Origin of the sequence: Spirillospora sp. NPDC049024 (assembly GCF_040649235.1) — a bacterium.
Lineage (GTDB): Bacteria > Actinomycetota > Actinomycetes > Streptosporangiales > Streptosporangiaceae > Spirillospora.
Genome location: NZ_JBEZFD010000023.1, coordinates 88369 through 104912, shown reverse-complemented (window position 1 = coordinate 104912; position 16544 = coordinate 88369). Strand labels below are relative to the sequence as shown.

15 protein-coding genes and 3 tRNA genes are annotated in these 16544 nt (G+C 72.3%); 11 read left to right on the top strand and 7 right to left on the bottom strand.

The genetic code is table 11. From position 1 onward, the window contains the following. The first annotated feature begins 207 nt into the window (after positions 1–207). On the top strand, positions 208–2253 hold the full coding sequence (locus AB0C21_RS34085) for a right-handed parallel beta-helix repeat-containing protein (RefSeq protein ID WP_500209830.1): 2046 nt from the start codon (positions 208–210) through the stop codon (positions 2251–2253). 13 nt (positions 2254–2266) lie between these two features. Here AB0C21_RS34085 and AB0C21_RS34080 read toward each other — a convergent pair whose 3' ends face one another. Next, the gene (locus tag AB0C21_RS34080) at positions 2267–3763 is read right to left on the bottom strand and encodes a serine hydrolase domain-containing protein (RefSeq protein ID WP_500209827.1); all 1497 of its coding nucleotides are present in this window, start codon (positions 3761–3763) and stop codon (positions 2267–2269) included. A 158-nt stretch (positions 3764–3921) separates the two neighbouring features. Here AB0C21_RS34080 and AB0C21_RS34075 point away from each other — a divergent pair, with 158 nt between their 5' ends. After that, positions 3922–4332 (top strand): RidA family protein, encoded by a 411-nt coding sequence (locus tag AB0C21_RS34075; RefSeq protein WP_500209825.1) that lies wholly within the window; start codon positions 3922–3924, stop codon positions 4330–4332. 401 nt (positions 4333–4733) lie between these two features. On the opposite strand, the gene AB0C21_RS34070 is transcribed toward AB0C21_RS34075, so the two are convergent. From AB0C21_RS34070 to AB0C21_RS34050, 5 genes are all read right to left on the bottom strand, one after another. Then, positions 4734–4805: transfer RNA gene (locus AB0C21_RS34070), tRNA-Val, on the bottom strand. Between the two features lie 14 nt (positions 4806–4819). After that, positions 4820–4890 (bottom strand) — tRNA-Cys (locus AB0C21_RS34065). A gap of 28 nt (positions 4891–4918) precedes the next feature. Further along, positions 4919–4991: transfer RNA gene (locus AB0C21_RS34060), tRNA-Gly, on the bottom strand. 42 nt (positions 4992–5033) lie between these two features. After that, complete coding sequence (locus tag AB0C21_RS34055) at positions 5034–6008, bottom strand: CHAP domain-containing protein (RefSeq protein ID WP_500209824.1); 975 nt, start codon at positions 6006–6008, stop codon at positions 5034–5036. 156 nt (positions 6009–6164) lie between these two features. After that, the gene (locus AB0C21_RS34050) at positions 6165–6968 is read right to left on the bottom strand and encodes a universal stress protein (RefSeq protein WP_500209822.1); all 804 of its coding nucleotides are present in this window, start codon (positions 6966–6968) and stop codon (positions 6165–6167) included. A gap of 99 nt (positions 6969–7067) precedes the next feature. Between AB0C21_RS34050 and AB0C21_RS34045 the strand changes: the two genes are divergently transcribed. Then, positions 7068–7673, top strand: a complete 606-nt coding sequence (locus AB0C21_RS34045; protein ID WP_500209820.1) for a YceI family protein — start codon at positions 7068–7070, stop codon at positions 7671–7673. Here AB0C21_RS34045 and AB0C21_RS34040 read toward each other — a convergent pair. Further along, the gene (locus AB0C21_RS34040) at positions 7670–8584 is read right to left on the bottom strand and encodes a LysR family transcriptional regulator (protein WP_500209819.1); all 915 of its coding nucleotides are present in this window, start codon (positions 8582–8584) and stop codon (positions 7670–7672) included. The genes AB0C21_RS34045 and AB0C21_RS34040 overlap by 4 nt on opposite strands. Positions 8585–8633: 49 nt before the next feature. Between AB0C21_RS34040 and AB0C21_RS34035 the strand changes: the two genes are divergently transcribed. From AB0C21_RS34035 to AB0C21_RS34000, 8 genes are all read left to right on the top strand, one after another. Beyond that, positions 8634–9878, top strand: a complete 1245-nt coding sequence (locus tag AB0C21_RS34035) for a TDT family transporter (protein WP_500209817.1) — start codon at positions 8634–8636, stop codon at positions 9876–9878. A 34-nt stretch (positions 9879–9912) separates the two neighbouring features. After that, positions 9913–10992, top strand: a complete 1080-nt coding sequence (locus AB0C21_RS34030) for an LLM class flavin-dependent oxidoreductase (RefSeq protein WP_149263221.1) — start codon at positions 9913–9915, stop codon at positions 10990–10992. Then, the gene (locus AB0C21_RS34025; protein WP_500209815.1) at positions 10989–11582 is read left to right on the top strand and encodes a CE1759 family FMN reductase; all 594 of its coding nucleotides are present in this window, start codon (positions 10989–10991) and stop codon (positions 11580–11582) included. The genes AB0C21_RS34030 and AB0C21_RS34025 overlap by 4 nt, the downstream gene beginning before the upstream one ends. A gap of 45 nt (positions 11583–11627) precedes the next feature. After that, positions 11628–11984, top strand: coding sequence for an ArsR/SmtB family transcription factor (locus AB0C21_RS34020; protein WP_149263223.1), 357 nt, complete (start codon positions 11628–11630; stop codon positions 11982–11984). After that, entirely contained in the window at positions 11981–12610 is a 630-nt protein-coding gene (locus AB0C21_RS34015; protein WP_500209813.1) for an SRPBCC family protein, read from the top strand. Before AB0C21_RS34020 ends, AB0C21_RS34015 begins: the two co-directional genes overlap by 4 nt. 94 nt (positions 12611–12704) lie before the next feature. Further along, the gene (gene hypF, locus AB0C21_RS34010) at positions 12705–14903 is read left to right on the top strand and encodes a carbamoyltransferase HypF (protein ID WP_500209812.1); all 2199 of its coding nucleotides are present in this window, start codon (positions 12705–12707) and stop codon (positions 14901–14903) included. Positions 14904–14964: 61 nt separating this feature from the next. Then, positions 14965–16065: a hypothetical protein gene (locus tag AB0C21_RS34005; RefSeq protein WP_500209811.1), complete on the top strand. Its 1101-nt coding sequence runs from the start codon at positions 14965–14967 to the stop codon at positions 16063–16065. 49 nt (positions 16066–16114) lie between these two features. Then, positions 16115–16543 (top strand): MerR family transcriptional regulator, encoded by a 429-nt coding sequence (locus AB0C21_RS34000; RefSeq protein WP_500209809.1) that lies wholly within the window; start codon positions 16115–16117, stop codon positions 16541–16543. The last annotated feature ends 1 nt before the right edge of the window (position 16544 follow it).

Genomic DNA, 16544 nt, shown 5'->3' with positions numbered 1-16544 from the left:
TTCCGGGACGAATGCGCTCCCCGCACGGCATTCCCCGTCGCACCGGCCCGGTCGAGCCGGGGGAGCGGCGTGGCCGGTTGTGGACGTGTGACGGGATCTTTCAGTGTGTCCGAAGTTACATTGAACGTGAAACTCACTCAAATTCTTTGATCTGCGGGCCGCGGTCCCGGCAGTGCCGGACAGGGGCCTCGGAGACGAGGGCGACTTATGGGCAGACGGTTCCTCGGCAGGCTCTGGCTGATCGTTGCCACCGCGTTCGGGCTGGTCCTCGGGCTGACGGCGAGCGCGGGCGCGCACATCGAGCGCCCCTCGTACTGGCCGCTGCCCGGCCCGGACTGCTCGGTCAGCCCGTGCGCGGGCGGCGCGGTCCCCAAGGCCAGGACCCTGGCGTCGTCGATCGAGACGACCAAGGGCAGCACGACCCGCGTGGTGTGCCGGCCCGACTCGCTCAAGCGCCTGGACGCCTCGATCAAGCGGGCGCGGAAGTCGGGCTACGACATCCGGCCGAACGACCACCGGAGCTTCAGCGCCGCGGAGGCGCGGGAGCTCACGCGCGTCAACAAGGCCCTGGCCTCGCGGTGCCGGTACAACGAGATCCAGCCCGCGGTGAACGACTCGAGGAACAACGACCGGGTCGTGGTCCTGCCGGGCGTCTACACCGAGCCCACCGCGCGCCAGAAGCCCACCCACGACAAGGCGTGCGACCCGTACAAGCTGAGCACGGGGGCGTACTCCTACCTCGGCGAGTACATGTGCCCGAACGACGCCAACCTGATCGCCGTGCTGGGCCGTTCGCCCGGCTCCGGCAAGGACCCGGACCCGCCGCTGGTCGACCGGCACGGCGTCCCCAACCTCGGCGAGTGCGTGCGCTGCAACCTCCAGCTGGAGGGGTCGGGCGTGAGCGCGGACGACGTGGTCGTCGAGGCCGGCGACCCCGCGTCCGGCAACGGCGGTCCGCGCCGCTCGGCGAAGGACGTGGGCATCCGCGCCGACCGCGCCGACGGCTTCGTCCTGCGGAACGTCACGGTCCGGCACGCCGAGGAGCACGCCATCTACGTGCTGGAGACCAACGGCTACATGCTCGACCGCTTCAAGACCTTCTACGCGGGCGAGTACGGCGTCCTCACCTTCGTCGAGGACCACGGCCTGATACAGAACTGCGAGGCGGCGGGCAGCGGCGACTCCGGGCTCTATCCGGGGTCGGGCGCGAAGACCTCGGCGGGCCGCGACCCGAAGGTCTATCCGAAGGCGCGCTACAGCCAGGAGATCCGCTACTGCGACTCCCACCACAACACCAGCGGCTACTCCGGAACCGACGGCAGCGCCACCTGGCTGCACCACAACAACTTCTACGGCAACGCCCTCGGCTTCACGACCGACGTGTTCACCGCGGCGGGCCACCCCGGCTTCCCGCAGCAGGGCGACCTGATCGAGAACAACGTCTTCTCCTCCAACAACTTCAACCCGTACCTGCCCGGCAGCGACGTGGTGCCGTCGGTGCCGGTCCCCGTCGGCACCGGCATGTGGATCGCCGGCGGCGACGACAACGTCGTCCGCAACAACCGCTTCCACGACAACCGCAGGCGCGGGGCGATGCTGTTCGCCGTCCCCGACGCGTTCGTCTGCGGTCCGGGGAACTCGCCCATCACCGGCTGCGATCCGCTGAAGCTGTCCACCTCGCACCGCAACTCGTTCCACGGCAACACGATGACCGGCAACGGCGTGGACTTCTGGTGGGACGCCTTCCCCGGCAACGTGGGCAACTGCTGGTACTCCAACGGCAACGCGACCAGCGCTCCGAAGAACCTGCCCGACTGCCTGAACGGCAAGGTCCCCTGGCTGAGCATCGGCCTCGGCAACCTGGAGAACGAGGCCGAGCTGTTCGTCTGCATGACCGACCTGAAGCCGGGCGGCCCGTGCCCCTGGTTCAAGTCCCCGGCCGCCGCGAAGGCGGCGCCCGCCGACGACCACGACCACGGCGCGTCGGGAGAGCTCAACGACGCGCTGCTCGCGGCCGTGACGTGCCATTCCTGGCAGGGGATGAACACCGGCCAGCGCGAGCACATGCTCGACAGGATGGGAGTGTTCATGGGCGGCCAGATCGACCACCCGGGAGCGCGCGGCACCACGCTCAGCAACAAGAAGGCGACCAGCGTCCTCGACAACGCCTGCGGGCTGTCCTTCGCCGGCCAGTTCAAGCTGTACAAGCTCTACGCCCGCGCGGCGGCGTTCACCCCGCAGCTCCAACGCTGACCCGTGCCGCCCGCTACCGGTCTTCCGGTGACCGGTAGCGGGCGGGCCGGCGGGGCAGCGCGACGATCCGCGCGGTTCCGAGGGCGAGCCCGAGCACCCCGGCGGAGACCAGCCAGGTCTCGACGGCGGGCATGGACAGGAACAGCTGCGTGTAGGAGAAGGCGCGCCCGGTCAGGAGCAGCATGAGCCGGGGGAGCGCGAGCACGAGGACGGCGGGCGCCACCGGCCAGGCGATCTGCGGCACCGTCAGGACGAGCGTCCGCCACCGGTCCCGGCCACGGGCCCGGTCAGTCCAGCGGCGGAGGCGCAGCAGGGCCCTGGTCCGCAGGACGACGGAGCCGAGGGTGAGGATGCCGAGCAGCACCGCCGTGACCCGGCCGTCCGGGATCCGGGCCGCGGCGGGACGGCGGCCGGTCATGAGCGCGATCACGCCCTCCTTGATCCCGCTGGTATCGGCGAGGGCGTCGTTCACGGGATACAGCAGAGCGATGCCGACGCGGCTCCCGGGCAGGACGACCTGGTCGGCGTAGAACGTCGACAGGACGCCGTTGTGCTCCAGCCGCGGCGGGGCGCCCTCCGGGCTGAACCAGCCCATCGCGTAGCCGCCGTCCACCCCGGGCGGCGGCGTGTGCAGCGTCCGCATCCCGGCCGCGCTGAGCAGGCCCGAGGGCTCACCCGCGTGCAGCCTCAGCCACCGGGTCATGTCCCGGGCACTGGTGATCACCCCGCCGGAGCCGCCCACCAGCCCGTGCAGTTCCACCCGCCCGACGGGCAGGCCGTAAACCACGATCCCGCCCCGCGCAAGACGCGGTACGACACGTAGTCCCTCCTGCGCGGTGGGTACGGAAACGGTGTCGCGCATACCGAGCGGCTCGAAGACCGACCGGCGCAATTCATCGGACAGCGGCCGACCGGAGACGACCTCCAAGACCCTCCCGAGGACCTGGTAGTTCAGATCGCAGTAGTGGAATGCGCGCCCAGGCGCGTCGACCAGATGCGCCTGCCGCAGGTCGGCGACCCGCCCCGCGAGACTCGTCTGCTGATCACGGGCGATCCTGAGGAACCCGCCGTCCCCGAGCCCACTGGTCTGGTTGAGCAGCTCCCGGACGGTGATCCGCGCTCCGGCCGGGTCGGCGAGCCGGAAGCCGGGCAGGTAGCGGCGGACGGGCTGGTCGAGCCCGATCTGCCCGGCCTCGACCCGCCGCATGACGGCGAACGCGGTGAAGGACTTGCTCAGCGACGCGACACGGAACCGGGTCTCCGGGGTGATCGGCGCGCCCCCCGCGTCCTTTCCGTACCCCCGCACGAGAACGGTCTCGCTCCCGCGCGTGATCGCCAACCCCATCCCCGGCAGCCGAGCGGCCGCGAGCCGCCCGCGCACGAACCGGTCGAGGTCCGCGACGTCAGAGCCACCGGCCGCCCGCCCGCGCCCGAGCGGCGCGGCGATCAACCCGAGAAGCACGACCAGGACCGCGGCCCGCAGAACGGCCCGATGAGACGATCCAGCCACGGTCGGCCCTCCAGCGCGCCGTCGACAAGTGGGGATGCCCATGATGCGCCGGTGACGGTGGAGTTTCCAACGGAGGCCCCGAGCGTAAATGCGTCGACCGCGAACAAGATCTTTGACAGCCTCGTGGAGGCCCGCACCCCAAGCCCGGAGGAACGTCCATGCCCCGTGCCGTCACGCTGATCCGTTCCGCGTCCCTGTCCACCGTGGCCGAGTACGCCTACGCGGCGACGGCCCCCGCGGAGGCCCGGCTCATCTTCCTGGCCGGGGCGTGCCCGCTGAACGAGGACGGCACCACCGCCGCGATCGGGGACTACGCCGGCCAGGCGGCCAAAGCGCTGGAGAACCTGCGAACCGCCTTGGCGGACGCCGGCGCGTCGCTGCAAGACGTCATCAACACCCGAGTACTGGTCGCCTCGAACCGCCGGGAAGACCTGGTGACGGCATGGCAGGTGGTCCGCGACGCCTTCGGCGCCCACGACGTCCCCAGCACCCTCCTGGGCGTCACCGTCCTCGGCTACACCGACCAACTAGTAGAACTGGAAGCCACCGCCGCCGTCCTCGACCACTGAAGCGCGTCCCGGCAGCGCCCCCTAGCGCCTCAACCGCGACCCGCCGCCGGTTCGGCAGCCAGGAGGAGACCGCCATCGCGAACGCGGCCGCGGCCCAAGTGATGTGATAGCGCTGATTGCACATGCGGGGCGTCGGTGCGGCAGATCGCGCATTAAGGCGGTCGCTCACCTGGCCGCTCGCAGAAATGTGGACAGCCAATGGCGCTCTCGGCGCAACACGGCCGGGAAAGGCCTGAACGCCCGCCACATGAGACCTGATGGTGTCCTCGAACCCCAGCCCCGCACGCAGGGGGCGTGGGGGACGGAGTCCCCCACATCGGGGGTCCGGGGGTCGCCCCCCGGGAAGACACTGCGGGTCTGGCGAAAGTGAGCGAAGCTCACTGAGCATGCCGACCCACTCGTGGGCGATACTGGGATTGAACCAGTGGCCTCTACCGTGTCAAGGTAGCGCTCTCCCACTGAGCTAATCGCCCTTGTGCGTGCTGCGAGGTGGAGACGGGATTTGAACCCGTGTACACGGCTTTGCAGGCCGTTGCCTCGCCTCTCGGCCACTCCACCAGAGCGAGGCCTGACGGGGGCCTCTCAGAGCGGACGACGGGATTCGAACCCGCGACCCTCACCTTGGCAAGGTGATGCTCTACCAACTGAGCCACGTCCGCGTGCCGGTCCGGGGGTCGCCCCCCGGGCTCGCATGGACAACTCTAGCGGAATCCTGGAGTGGTTGCGTACCGGTCGGACGCCGAGTCGGTGAGCTCGGAGTGCAGGGTGTTCCAGAAGTCGAGCTCCTTGTCCTCTTCGAGGTGGGCGATGCGGCCCCAGAACTCGCGGTCCTCGGCCTCGTGGGCGGCGGCGAGGGAGAGGGCGGGCATCACGGTGGTGCCGGCGTCCGCGGCGTCGAGGTCGGCGGGGGTGACGTCGGCGGGGAGGGCGACGGGGGTGGACGGGCGGTGGTGCTTGCCGCGCTTGCGGACGCGGATGGGCGGCGAGGTGGGGGCCTTGGCGGCGGCGGCGCGGCCGGCGGCGAGGGCCACGGTGCCGCAAAGGACGAAGGCGAGGATGCCGCCGAGGACGACCTCCTGGGCGGGGACCTGCTCGGGGGAGTGGGAGGGGGAGTGCTCCAGCTCGTGGGTGCGCGTCGTCGTGGCGGGGTCGCCGACCTTGTCGACGGTGGGGGCGGGCGCGGCGTGCCTGGGGGTGTACTTGGCCTCGACCTTGACCTTGGACGGGTAGCCGAAGCCGACGACGGAGTCCATGTCGCGGGTCTTGCGCATGAGCTTGTAGCCGTCGGCGTTGCCCTCGATGGTGTGGAGGGTGCGGCCGTCGACCTTCTCGACGATGCCGACGTGGTCGATCTGGTCGATGTCGCCTGAGCCGTTCCAGTCGTAGAAGACGATGGCGCCCGGCTCGGGGTCGTGGCCCCAGGCGTCGTTCTTCTTGAACCACTTGGCGTGGTCGACGGTGGAGGCGAACTGCCCGGCCTGGCCGGTGACGTCGGCCTTGTCGGCGGCCCAGGCGAGGAACATGTCGCACCAGGGCGCCGTCGAGAAGTACTCGTCGTGGTCGCCGTCGAGGTTCTTGCGGTACCACTCGCCGAACTTGGTGTAGCCGTCGCCCTTCTCGGTGTAGCCGAGCTCCTTCGTGGCGATGTCGAGCAGCTTCTTGCCGATCGGGTCCATCTCGCTCCCTGCCGCCGCACTCGTTCGGGCAGGGGTGCGCCCGACCGGGGACGGAACATGCCCCCGTTCCAAGGTCACGTTCCGATCTCGACGGAATTTAGCCGAGGTAAACAGCAGGCGGCAAGCGGTTCGATGGAAACGGTCATAACGGACTACTCAGTAGTAGCCACGCGGGAGGACGGTGACCGGACAGGGTGCGGCGCGCAGGACCTTGAGGGCGACCTCGCCGAGGAAGACGCGGTGGGCGGCGGCGTCCTCGCTGGACGCGGCGACGAGGAGCTCGTCCTCGGGCCAGTCGACGTCGTCCAAGGCGTCCGCGACGTCGTCGCCCTCGGCGACCTCGGCGGTGACGTCCTCGGGGAGCAGGTCCGCGGAGTCCACCGCGAGCCGGATGGCGAGGGCCAGGTCGTCGCGGAGCGGTTCGGGGTTGACGTCGCCGATGGCCAGGGTGACGAGCCGGAGCGGGACCTCCAGGCGTTCGGCGGCCTGGGCGGCGCGGATGACCGCCTCGTCGCACTGGGGCCGCCGGACGTACATGACCGTGATGCGGCCCAGCTCGTCCGGCGGCCGGTAGCCGGACGGGGCGAGCATCACGGCCTCGGTCGCGGAGTGGAGCAGGTGGTCGGCGGTGGCGCCGACGCCGATGCGGCCGTGGGCGCCGCCCTCGGGGGAGCCCACGACGATCAGGTCGGCGCCGATCCGGCTGGCGAGCACGGTCAGGCCGCGGCCGACGCTGCGGCCCTCATGGACGAGCAGGTCCGCCGGCTCTCCGGCCAGGACGTCCGCCAGCTGGTCCAGCGTGGTGCGCGCCTCCCCGGCCGCGGCGGGGAGGTCGGGCGGATGGACGGTCGCCACGCTCAGCCGGCCGCCGGTCAGCGCGACGATGGCGCGTGCGAGGTCGAGTGCCTCCCGGCCGCCCGCGTCGGGGACGTATCCGGCCAGCACGTGTTCACCGATCATGCCGAAAGCATTCCCCCTGAGGGTCCGGACAGACCAGAGTGATGTTTGGTGTACTTTGGCCGGATTGTCGAGTTATTGGGGGGATTGATGGGTGGCGAGGTGCCCGACCTCGAAACCGGCCGCTGGACCATCGACCCAGTCCACTCCGAGATCACCTTCTCGGTCCGGCACCTGATGACGACGGTGCGCGGCTCGTTCCCCGACTTCGAGGGCGAGGTCGTGATCGGGGAGGATCCGTTCGACTCCGCCGCCCGCGCGGAGATCCGGATGGGCTCGATCGACACCCGCAGCGCCGAGCGCGACGAGCACGTCCGCTCCGCCGACTTCCTCGACGTGCGCCGCCACCCGGTGATGAGCTTCGCCGGCTCGGGCGTGGAACGCGCCAAGATCGGTCGCCGCGCCCGCACGCCCCGCTACCACCTGGACGGCGAGCTGACGATCAAGAACGTGACCCGGCCGGTCCGGCTCCTGACGGAGTTCCACGGCGTGAGCCCCGACCCGTGGGGCGGCGTCCGCGCGGGCTTCACCGCGACCGCGTCCATCAGCCGCCGCGACTTCGGCATCGAGTTCAACATCCCGCTGCAGGGCGACCGGGTCATGCTCGGCGACGAGATCGCGATCGCCCTGGAGATCCAGGCCGTCTTCGCCCCCGCGAAGGCCGCGCCTGACCCCCCGAGCCCCGAGCCCGACCCCATGGGCTGCTAGTCGGCTGAGCGGTAGGTGCGGGTCAGGGCGAGCAGGTCGCGTGCGGGGCCGGCGGGGCGCCGGCCGGCCGGCCAGACCGCGCGCAGCGGCCGCGAGAGGTCCAGTTCGGGGACGGGGACGCGGACAAGCCGCCCGGAGGCGATCTCGTCGGCGACGGCCAGGTCGCTCACCACGACCGGGCCGGCGCCGGAGACGGCCGCCGCCTTGAGCGCGGTGGTGGACGCGAGCTGGAGCAGCGGCGGCGCCGTCCCGCCGTGCGCGGCCAGGGCCCGGTCCAGGACCTCGCGCGTCCCCGACCCCTCCTCGCGCAGGACGAGCGGCGTGGCGGCCAGCTCGGCCGCCGCGATGCCCGAGCGCCGCCGCGCCCAGGCGTGCCGCGTGCCGACCACGACGACGAGCCGGTCGGTGGCGACGACGGTGCCGTTCAGGCCGGCGGGCGTGCGGGCCCCCTCCACGAACCCGAGGTCGGCGGCGCCGCCGCGGACCTGCTCGGCGACCACGGTCGAGTTGGCGGTGCGCAGCGTCACCGCCACGCCGGGATGGACGGTCTTGAGCGTCACCAGCCAGCCGGGCATCAGGTACTCGGCGACCGTGAGGCTCGCCACGACGCGCAGCCGCCCGTCCCGCCGCTCGCGGAGCGCGCCGATCCCGGCGTCGAGCGCCTCCGCCGCCGCGACCACCTGCCGGGCCCACTCGGCGACCAGCGCGCCCTCCTCCGTGGGGCGGGAGCCGCGCGGCGACCGTTCGAGCAGCGCCACGCCGATCTGCCGCTCCATCGAGCGGATCCGGGCGCTGGCGGCGGGCTGGGTGACGCCGAGCTCGGCCGCGGCGCGCCCGACGCTGCCCAGCCGGACGACGGCGAGCAGCAGTTCGAGGGCGCCGAGATCGGGGACGCGGTGCGAGACGGCCATGACCGCGATTCTACGAACCCATAAGGGTGCCTTATGAGGCCATAGGGCCATGACCTCTACTGATGCGGCCGCGGGGGGGCGCAACCTGGACGGCATGACCCTCCCCGCCCCGAACGGCGTCCTGCTGGGCGCGCTGGACCGCCCCGCCGAGGTGTTCCGCCATCTCGGCCCCAACTGGTACGCCGCCGTCATGGGCACGGCCATCGTCGCGAACGGGGCGAACGCGCTGCCGGTGGACGTCCCGGGCCTGCACGCCTTCGCGGTGGCCGTGTGGGCGGTCTCGTTGGTGCTGCTCGTGGCGCTCATGGCGGCCCGCGCCGTCCACTTCACCCGGCACACCGACGTGGCGCGGTTCCAGCTCCTGGACAACCCCGCCACGGCCGTCTTCTACGGCTGCCCGCCGATGGCCCTGCTCGCCGTCGGCTACGGGACGCTCGTGCTCGGCCCCGGCGTGATCGGCACGCGGGCGGCGGTCGCCCTGGACGCCGCCCTCTGGACGGCCGGGACGCTCTACGCCCTGCTGGCCGCCGCCGGCGTCCCCTACCTCATGATCACCAGGCACCGGCTCGAGCCGGGGGCGGCGACCCCGACCTGGCTGCTGCCCGTGGTCGCCCCGATGGTCGCCGCGGCGCTCGGGCCCGCGCTCGTCCCGCACCTGCCGGAGGGGCAGGCCCGCGCCACGCTGCTGTTCGGCTGCTACGGCATGTTCGGCGCGAGCCTGCTGGCCACGCTCGTCCTGCTGCCCGGCATCTGGACGCGGCTCGCCGGCGGCCCGCCGTCGCCGGTCGCCCTGACCCCGACGCTGTTCCTGGTGCTCGGGCCGCTCGGGCAGTCCGCCACGGCCGTCGTGCAGATCGCGGACGCGGCGGGGCGGGCCGCGCCCGGGTACGCGGCGGCGGCGCGCGCCTTCGCCGTCCTCTACGGCGCGCCGGTCATGGGCTTCGCGCTGCTCTGGCTGGCCCTGGCCGGTACCGCGAACCTGCGGGCGCTGCGCGGCGGCATGCCGTTCGCGATGACGTGGTGGGCGTTCACCTTCCCGGTCGGGACGTGCGTGACCGGCGCGTCCGGCCTGTCCCGGCTCACCGGCCTGGACGCGCTGGCCGGCGTGGCCGTGCTCCTCTACCTCCTCCTCGTCACTGCCTGGGCGGTCGCCGGCGTCCGGACGGTCCGGGGCGCGCTCAGCGGGCGCCTCTTCCTGCCCGCCGCGCCAGGCGCCCCTGCGCCCGGTCCCCGTCGCCTAGGCGCGGGGGCGCGGCCGGGCAGGAATACGGGCACGTGGGCCGGGGTTCGGTAGGATAATTGAAAGTTCTACTAACCTGGAGGCCGGCATGCAGTTCGGGATATTCACGGTCGGCGACGTCACCCCGGACCCGACCGACGGACGCGTCCCGACCGAGGCCGAGCGGATCAAGGCCATGGTCGCGATCGCGCTCAAGGCCGAGGAGGCCGGCCTCGACGTCTTCGCGACCGGCGAGCACCACAACCCCCCGTTCGTGCCGTCGTCCCCGACGACGATGCTCGGCTACATCGCCGCGCGCACCGAGCGGCTGATCCTGTCCACCGCGACCACGCTGATCACCACCAACGACCCGGTGAAGATCGCCGAGGACTTCGCGATGCTCCAGCACCTCGCCGACGGCCGGGTGGACCTGATGATGGGGCGCGGCAACACCGGCCCCGTCTACCCGTGGTTCGGCAAGGACATCCGCGACGGGATCCCGCTCGCGATCGAGAACTACCACCTGCTGCACCGACTGTGGCGCGAGGACGTCGTCGACTGGGAGGGCAAGTACCGCACGCCGCTCCAGTCGTTCACCTCGACGCCGCGGCCGCTGGACGGCGTCCCGCCGTTCGTCTGGCACGGCTCGATCCGCAGCCCGGAGATCGCCGAGCAGGCCGCCTTCTACGGCGACGGCTTCTTCGCCAACCACATCTTCTGGCCGACGGACCACTTCCAGCGCCTGATCGGCCTGTACCGGCGGCGCTACGAGCACTACGGGCACGGCTCCGCCGACCAGGCGATCGTCGGCCTCGGCGGGCAGGTGTTCATGCGCAGGAACTCCCAGGACGCCGTCCGCGAGTTCCGCCCCTACTTCGACAACGCGCCCGTCTACGGGCACGGGCCGTCGCTGGAGGAGTTCACCGCCGAGACGCCCCTCACCGTCGGCAGCCCGCAGCAGGTCATCGACAAGACGCTGACCTTCCGCGACCACTTCGGCGACTACCAGCGCCAGCTGTTCCTGATGGACCACGCCGGGCTGCCGCTGAAGACCGTCCTGGAGCAGATCGACATGCTGGGGGAGGAGGTCGTCCCCGTGCTGCGCAAGGAGTTCGAGTCCCTGCGTCCGGCGCACGTCCCGGCGACCGCCCCGACCCACGCGTCCCGACTCACCGAGGGGGTGCGATGACCGCCATCGCCGTCGTCTCCGCCGGGCTCGGGCAGCCGTCGTCCAGCCGGCTCCTGGCCGACCGGCTCGCCGCCGCGGCGGTCGAGGCCCTGCGCGGGGACGCCGCCGTCGAGACGATCGGGCTGCGCGACCACGCGCACGCCATGGTCGACGCGACCCTCACCGGCTTCCCGTCCGGGGCGTTCCGCACCGCCGTCGAGACGGTGGTGAACGCCGACGGCCTCATCGCCGTGACGCCGATCTTCAACGCCTCCTACAGCGGCCTGTTCAAGACGTTCTTCGACGTCCTGGAGAACGGTTCCCTGGACGGCAAGCCGGTGCTGCTCGGCGCGACCGGCGGCACCGCCCGGCACTCCCTCGCCATCGACCACGCGATGCGGCCCCTGTTCGCGTACCTGCGCGCGAGCGTCGTCCCGACCGGCGTCTTCGCGGCGTCCGAGGACTGGGGGAGCGCCGACACCGCCCTGCCGGACCGCGTCGCCCGCGCGGGCGCCGAGCTGGCCGCGCTGGTGGAGGCCCGTCCGGCCCCGGCGAAGGACGACCCGTACGACGCGCCCGTGCCCTTCGAGCGGCTTCTCGCCGGACAGTAAGTTTAAGGCTCGACTTATATAAGCAGAGCATGTAACTTGGTCGCCGTGCACGCATTCGATGTGCTGGGCGACCCCGTACGACGCCGGATCCTGGAGCTGCTCGCCGACGGCGAGCGCTCGTCCGGCGAGGTCACGGCGGTCATCCGGGAGGAGTTCGGGATCTCGCAGCCCGCGGTCTCGCAGCATCTGAAGGTGCTGCGCGACGGCGGGTTCGCGGTCGTGCGGGCGGAGGGGACGCGCCGGCTCTACGCCGTCGACTCCGCGCCGCTGCGGGAGATCGACGCATGGCTCGACCGCTTCCGCCGGTACTGGACGCCGCATCTGGACGCCCTGGCGACCGAGGTCGCCCGCGGCAGGCGCGCACGCCGCACTGAACGCGACGACCCAGGGAGCGATACATGATCGACGTCACGGGGCACATCAACGCGGTCGCCCGCACGGTGGGCGAGCGGGTGCTGGAGGCCGGCACCGCGAAGACCGCCGTGGTCAGCCGGGTCTACGACACCGATGCCGAGGACCTCTGGAACGCCGTCACCGACCCCGAGCGGATCACCCGCTGGTTCCTGCCGGTCTCCGGCGACCTGCGGCCGGGCGGCCGCTACCACCTCGAGGGCAACGCCTCCGGGACGGTCGAGCGCTGCGACCCGCCGAAGGGCTTCTCGGCCACGTGGGAGTTCGCCGGCCAGACCAGCTGGATCGAGGTCCGGCTGACGCCCGAGCCGGACGGCCGGACCCGGTTCGAGCTGGAGCACATCGCCCACGTCAGCGACCACTGGGTCGAGTTCGGCCCGGGCGCCGTCGGCATCGGCTGGGACATGGGCGTCCTCGGCCTCACCCTTCACCTGGAGACGGGCGGCGACATCCGCGCCGAGTTCGGCCAGGCCTGGGCCATGTCGGACGAGGGCCGCGAGTTCGCGCGGCAGGCCGGGGAGGCCTGGTTCGCCGCCCACGTCGCGTCCGGAGTCGACGAGGCCGCCGCCCGCGCCGCGGCCGACCGCACCATCGCCGCCTACACCGGGGCGGGATGACCTCCGCGCGAGGGTCCTTCCTGGAGTGATCGTCTGGACACGCGTTGTGACAGGCTTTAGCTGCCGAAGGTGACCGGCGGGGCAGAATGACGGGGTGGACGTCAGGGTCGGTGTCCGCGTCGAGGGGGTCGTGCAGGGCGTCGGGTTCCGGCCGTTCGTGCACGGCCTCGCGACCGGCCTCGGGCTGTCGGGGCTCGTCGGCAACGACGCGGGCGGCGTGTTCATCGAGGTCGAGGGCGCTCCCGACGTGGTCGGGCGGTTCCTGGACGGGCTTCGCGCGCGCCCGCCGCGGCTCGCCGTCGTCGAGCGCGTCACCACGCGCGAACTGGACGCCGAGGGGCGCGGCGGCTTCGCCATCGTGGGCAGCGACGCGTCGGGGGAGCGCCGCGCCCTCGTCTCCTGGGACTCGGCCACCTGCGACGCCTGCCTGCGCGAGATGCGCGATCCGGCCGACCGGCGCCACCGGTACCCGTTCGTCAACTGCACCGACTGCGGGCCGCGCTTCACGATCGTTAAGGACGTCCCCTACGACCGCCCCAACACCACCATGGCGGGCTTCGCGATGTGCGGGCCGTGCGCCGCCGAGTACGCGGACCCGGCCGACCGCAGGTTCCACGCCCAGCCGGTGTGCTGCCCGTCCTGCGGCCCGTCCCTGGTCTCGCGTCCCCACGCCGACGAGCCCTTGGACGCCGCGCGTGCGGTGCTCGCGGACGGCGCCGTCCTCGCGGTCAAGGGCCTCGGCGGCTACCACCTCGCGGCCAGGGCGGCGGACGCCGGCGCGGTCGCCGCGCTCCGCTCGCGCAAGCACCGCGAGGACAAGCCGTTCGCCGTGATGGTCCCCGACCTGGACGCGGCCCGCGCCCTCTGCGTCCTCTCGGAGGCGGAGGAGAGCCTGCTCACCGGGCCCCGGCGCCCGATCGTCCTGGCCCGCCGCCGCCCCGGCGCCGACCTCGCCGACGCGGTCGCACCCGGCAACCGGCACCTCGGGCTCATGCTGCCCTACACCCCGCTGCACCACCTGCTCGTCACCGAGCCGACCGTCATGACCAGCGCGAACGTCTCGGACGAGCCCATCGCCTACCGCGACGAGGACGCCCTGGAGCGGCTCACCGGCATCGCCGACGCCTTCCTCCTGCACGACCGGCCCATCCACACCCGCACCGACGACTCGGTGATGCGGACGTTCCGCGGGCGCCCGCTGCCCGTCCGCCGGTCGCGCGGGTACGCGCCGGAGCCGATCCCCGTCCCCGCGGGCCCCCCGGTGCTGGCGTGCGGCGCGGAGGCGAAGAACACGTTCTGCCTGACCCGCGACGGCCGGGCGTTCGTCTCCCACCACATCGGCGACCTGGAGAACCACGAGACGCTCCGCGCCTTCGAAGAGGGGATCGAGCACTTCACGCGCCTGTTCGACATCACCCCCGAACTCGTCGCCTACGACCCCCACCCGGAGTACCTGTCCACGAAGTACGCGCTCGACCAGGACCTGCCGGTGGTCGCCGTCCAGCACCACCACGCCCACATCGCGTCCTGCCTCGCCGACAACGGCGCGGACGGCCCGGTCATCGGCGTCGCCTTCGACGGCACGGGATACGGCGCCGACGGCACGCTGTGGGGCGGCGAGTTCCTGGTCGCCGACCTGCGCGGCTTCGAGCGCGCCGGGCATCTGGAACCGGTTCCGCTGCCGGGCGGCGCCGCCGCGATCCGGGAGCCGTGGCGCATGGCGGCGGCCTACGGGGTCCCGGACGACCTGCCGGTCGCCCGCCGTCCCGGCTGGGCGGCGGTGACCGCCATGGCCCGGCGGCGCGTCAACACCCCGCCGACCTCCAGCATGGGCCGCCTCTTCGACGCGGTCGCCGCCGTCCTCGGCGTCCGCGACCGCGTCAACTACGAAGGACAGGCCGCCATCGAGCTGGAGCAGCGCGCCGACACCGCCGAACGCGGCGCCTATCCGGCGGCCCTGAACGGCACCGCCGGGTTCACCGTCGCGGGCGCCGACCTCGTGGACGCGGTGGTGGCCGACCTCAAGGCGGGCGTCCCCGTCGCGACGATCGCCGCACGGTTCCACAACGGCGTGGCCGCCCTCACCGTCGCCGCGGCCCTGCGCATCAGGTCGGAGACCGGGATCGGCACGGTCGCCCTCTCTGGTGGCGTGTTCCAGAACATGCTCCTGCTCGACCGCGCCGTCTCGGGCCTCACCGATGCGGGCTTCAAGGTGCTGACCCACCACCGGGTCCCGCCCAACGACGGCGGCATCAGCCTCGGCCAGGCGGCCGTCGCCACCGCCCGCGGCTGATCGGCACCCGTTCGGCGCGAAACGCCGACGCGGCGCACCGTCCACCGTGCATGATCATCACATGGCGGACGAATGGGACGAGCTACAGGAGCGCGCGCCAAGGTCGTGGTTAATCCGGCGATGGGCGGCACCGGCGGCACTGGCCGCCTGCGTCGCCGCGTCCATCGGCGCGGTGCACCTGTGGGCGCCCGGCCCGGCGGCGACCGGCGAGGACCGCGTGCCGCGCTTCATCGTCACGACCGGAGAGATCGGCACCTTCACCCAGGGAGTGCCGAGGCCGTGGTTCCAGGTCGGAGCCCCAGGAGAGGCCATGAGGCGGCCTGTGGACTCGGTGCCCGCCCCGCCCTCGGCCGGTGCGGCGCAGTCGATCATCGCGGGGCCGGATGGAACGTTCGTGCTCTCTGCCTTCCAGGAGAAGTCCTGCACGACCCGGCTCTTCAGATTCCGCCTGACCCCCGACGGCCAGGTGAAAGATCTCGCACCGCTCCCAGGAGGCACCGTCCCCACCCGTGTGGCGGGGCTGGCGATGAGCCCGGACGGTGACCGGCTCGCCTACGCGACGGCCCCCTGCGCGGACGCGGCGCAGCCCCAGGCGGCGGTGACCGTCCTCGACGTCGACTCAGGCCGCCGCCGGAACTGGAGCACCGCCGCCCCGTCCGTCGTCGGGGAGATCGTCTGGGCGCGCGACAACCGCACGCTCGGCTACACCATCGCCGACATGCGCGCCTGGCCCCTCAGGGGCGGCAATGGTCCTGGCTTCCCTCCCGAACGCAGAGTCGAGAACGTCACCCTGCACGCACTCGACATGGACAGAGGAGGATCCGACCTCCGGGCCGGCCGCGTCCTGTTCCGGCAGCCGGACGGCTCGGCGCCGGTCACCACCGCCGTGATGGCCCCGGACGGCCGAAGGGGCTACGGCGTCATGAAGAGGGCCCGTCCCGCGAGCATGGTCTTCTTCGCCTTCACCCCCGGAAAGCCGATGAAGGTCACCGGGACCATCGACCTCAAGCCGAACACCGCAGTCGGTGTCATCCTCTCCTCAGGCGGCGAACCCAGGTACGCCTGCCTCGGAGGCATCGACTCCTTCGGCAGGGTGGTCGACGGCGGTTTCAGGACAACGCAGGGAAGCGGCCTCGGCTGCTCGGTCGCCTATGCCTACTGATCGTTTCGGCGGCGGGCGTTCGGCGCCTTCGACTAGCGTTGGCGGCACCATGTCCGAGCCGTCGCTGAGCATTGGGGAGCTGGCGCGCCGTACCGGTGTCGCCGCGTCCGCGCTGCGGTACTGGGAGGGGCAGGGGCTGCTTCCCGCGCCTGCCAGGGTGTCGGGGCAGCGGCGGTATCCGGAGGAGGCGGTCGCGAAGGTCGGGCTCATCCTGCTTCTGCGGGACGCCGGCTTCTCGCTCGCCGACCAGAAGGCGCTCCTGGCCTCGCGCGCCGGTGACATGCAGGAGTGGCGGCGGCTCGCGCGGCGCAAGCAGGCCGAACTCGACGAGCAGATCGCCAAGGCCCAGGCGGCTCGGGACGCCATCGAGCACGGCCTGCGGTGCTCCCACCCCGACTTCCGCGACTGCCCGAACGCGCGGAGCCTCGTCGAAGCGCGCCTGACCGGTCTGTCGCTCAGCGAGGCCCACAAGCACTGAC

Bases quoted from the DNA above. Each gene is read 5' to 3' on its own strand.
- AB0C21_RS34055 (WP_500209824.1), bottom strand. From the start codon at position 6,008: ATGGACCCGATCGGCAAGAAGCTGCTCGACATCGCCACGAAGGAGCTC.
- AB0C21_RS34015 (WP_500209813.1), top strand. From the start codon at position 11,981: ATGATCGACGTCACGGGGCACATCAACGCGGTCGCCCGCACGGTGGGC.
- AB0C21_RS34000 (WP_500209809.1), top strand. From the start codon at position 16,115: ATGTCCGAGCCGTCGCTGAGCATTGGGGAGCTGGCGCGCCGTACCGGT.
- AB0C21_RS34005 (WP_500209811.1), top strand. From the start codon at position 14,965: ATGGCGGACGAATGGGACGAGCTACAGGAGCGCGCGCCAAGGTCGTGG.
- AB0C21_RS34025 (WP_500209815.1), top strand. From the start codon at position 10,989: ATGACCGCCATCGCCGTCGTCTCCGCCGGGCTCGGGCAGCCGTCGTCC.
- AB0C21_RS34035 (WP_500209817.1), top strand. From the start codon at position 8,634: ATGACCTCTACTGATGCGGCCGCGGGGGGGCGCAACCTGGACGGCATG.
- AB0C21_RS34075 (WP_500209825.1), top strand. From the start codon at position 3,922: ATGCCCCGTGCCGTCACGCTGATCCGTTCCGCGTCCCTGTCCACCGTG.
- AB0C21_RS34050 (WP_500209822.1), bottom strand. From the start codon at position 6,968: ATGATCGGTGAACACGTGCTGGCCGGATACGTCCCCGACGCGGGCGGC.
- AB0C21_RS34085 (WP_500209830.1), top strand. From the start codon at position 208: ATGGGCAGACGGTTCCTCGGCAGGCTCTGGCTGATCGTTGCCACCGCG.
- AB0C21_RS34040 (WP_500209819.1), bottom strand. From the start codon at position 8,584: ATGGCCGTCTCGCACCGCGTCCCCGATCTCGGCGCCCTCGAACTGCTG.
- AB0C21_RS34030 (WP_149263221.1), top strand. From the start codon at position 9,913: ATGCAGTTCGGGATATTCACGGTCGGCGACGTCACCCCGGACCCGACC.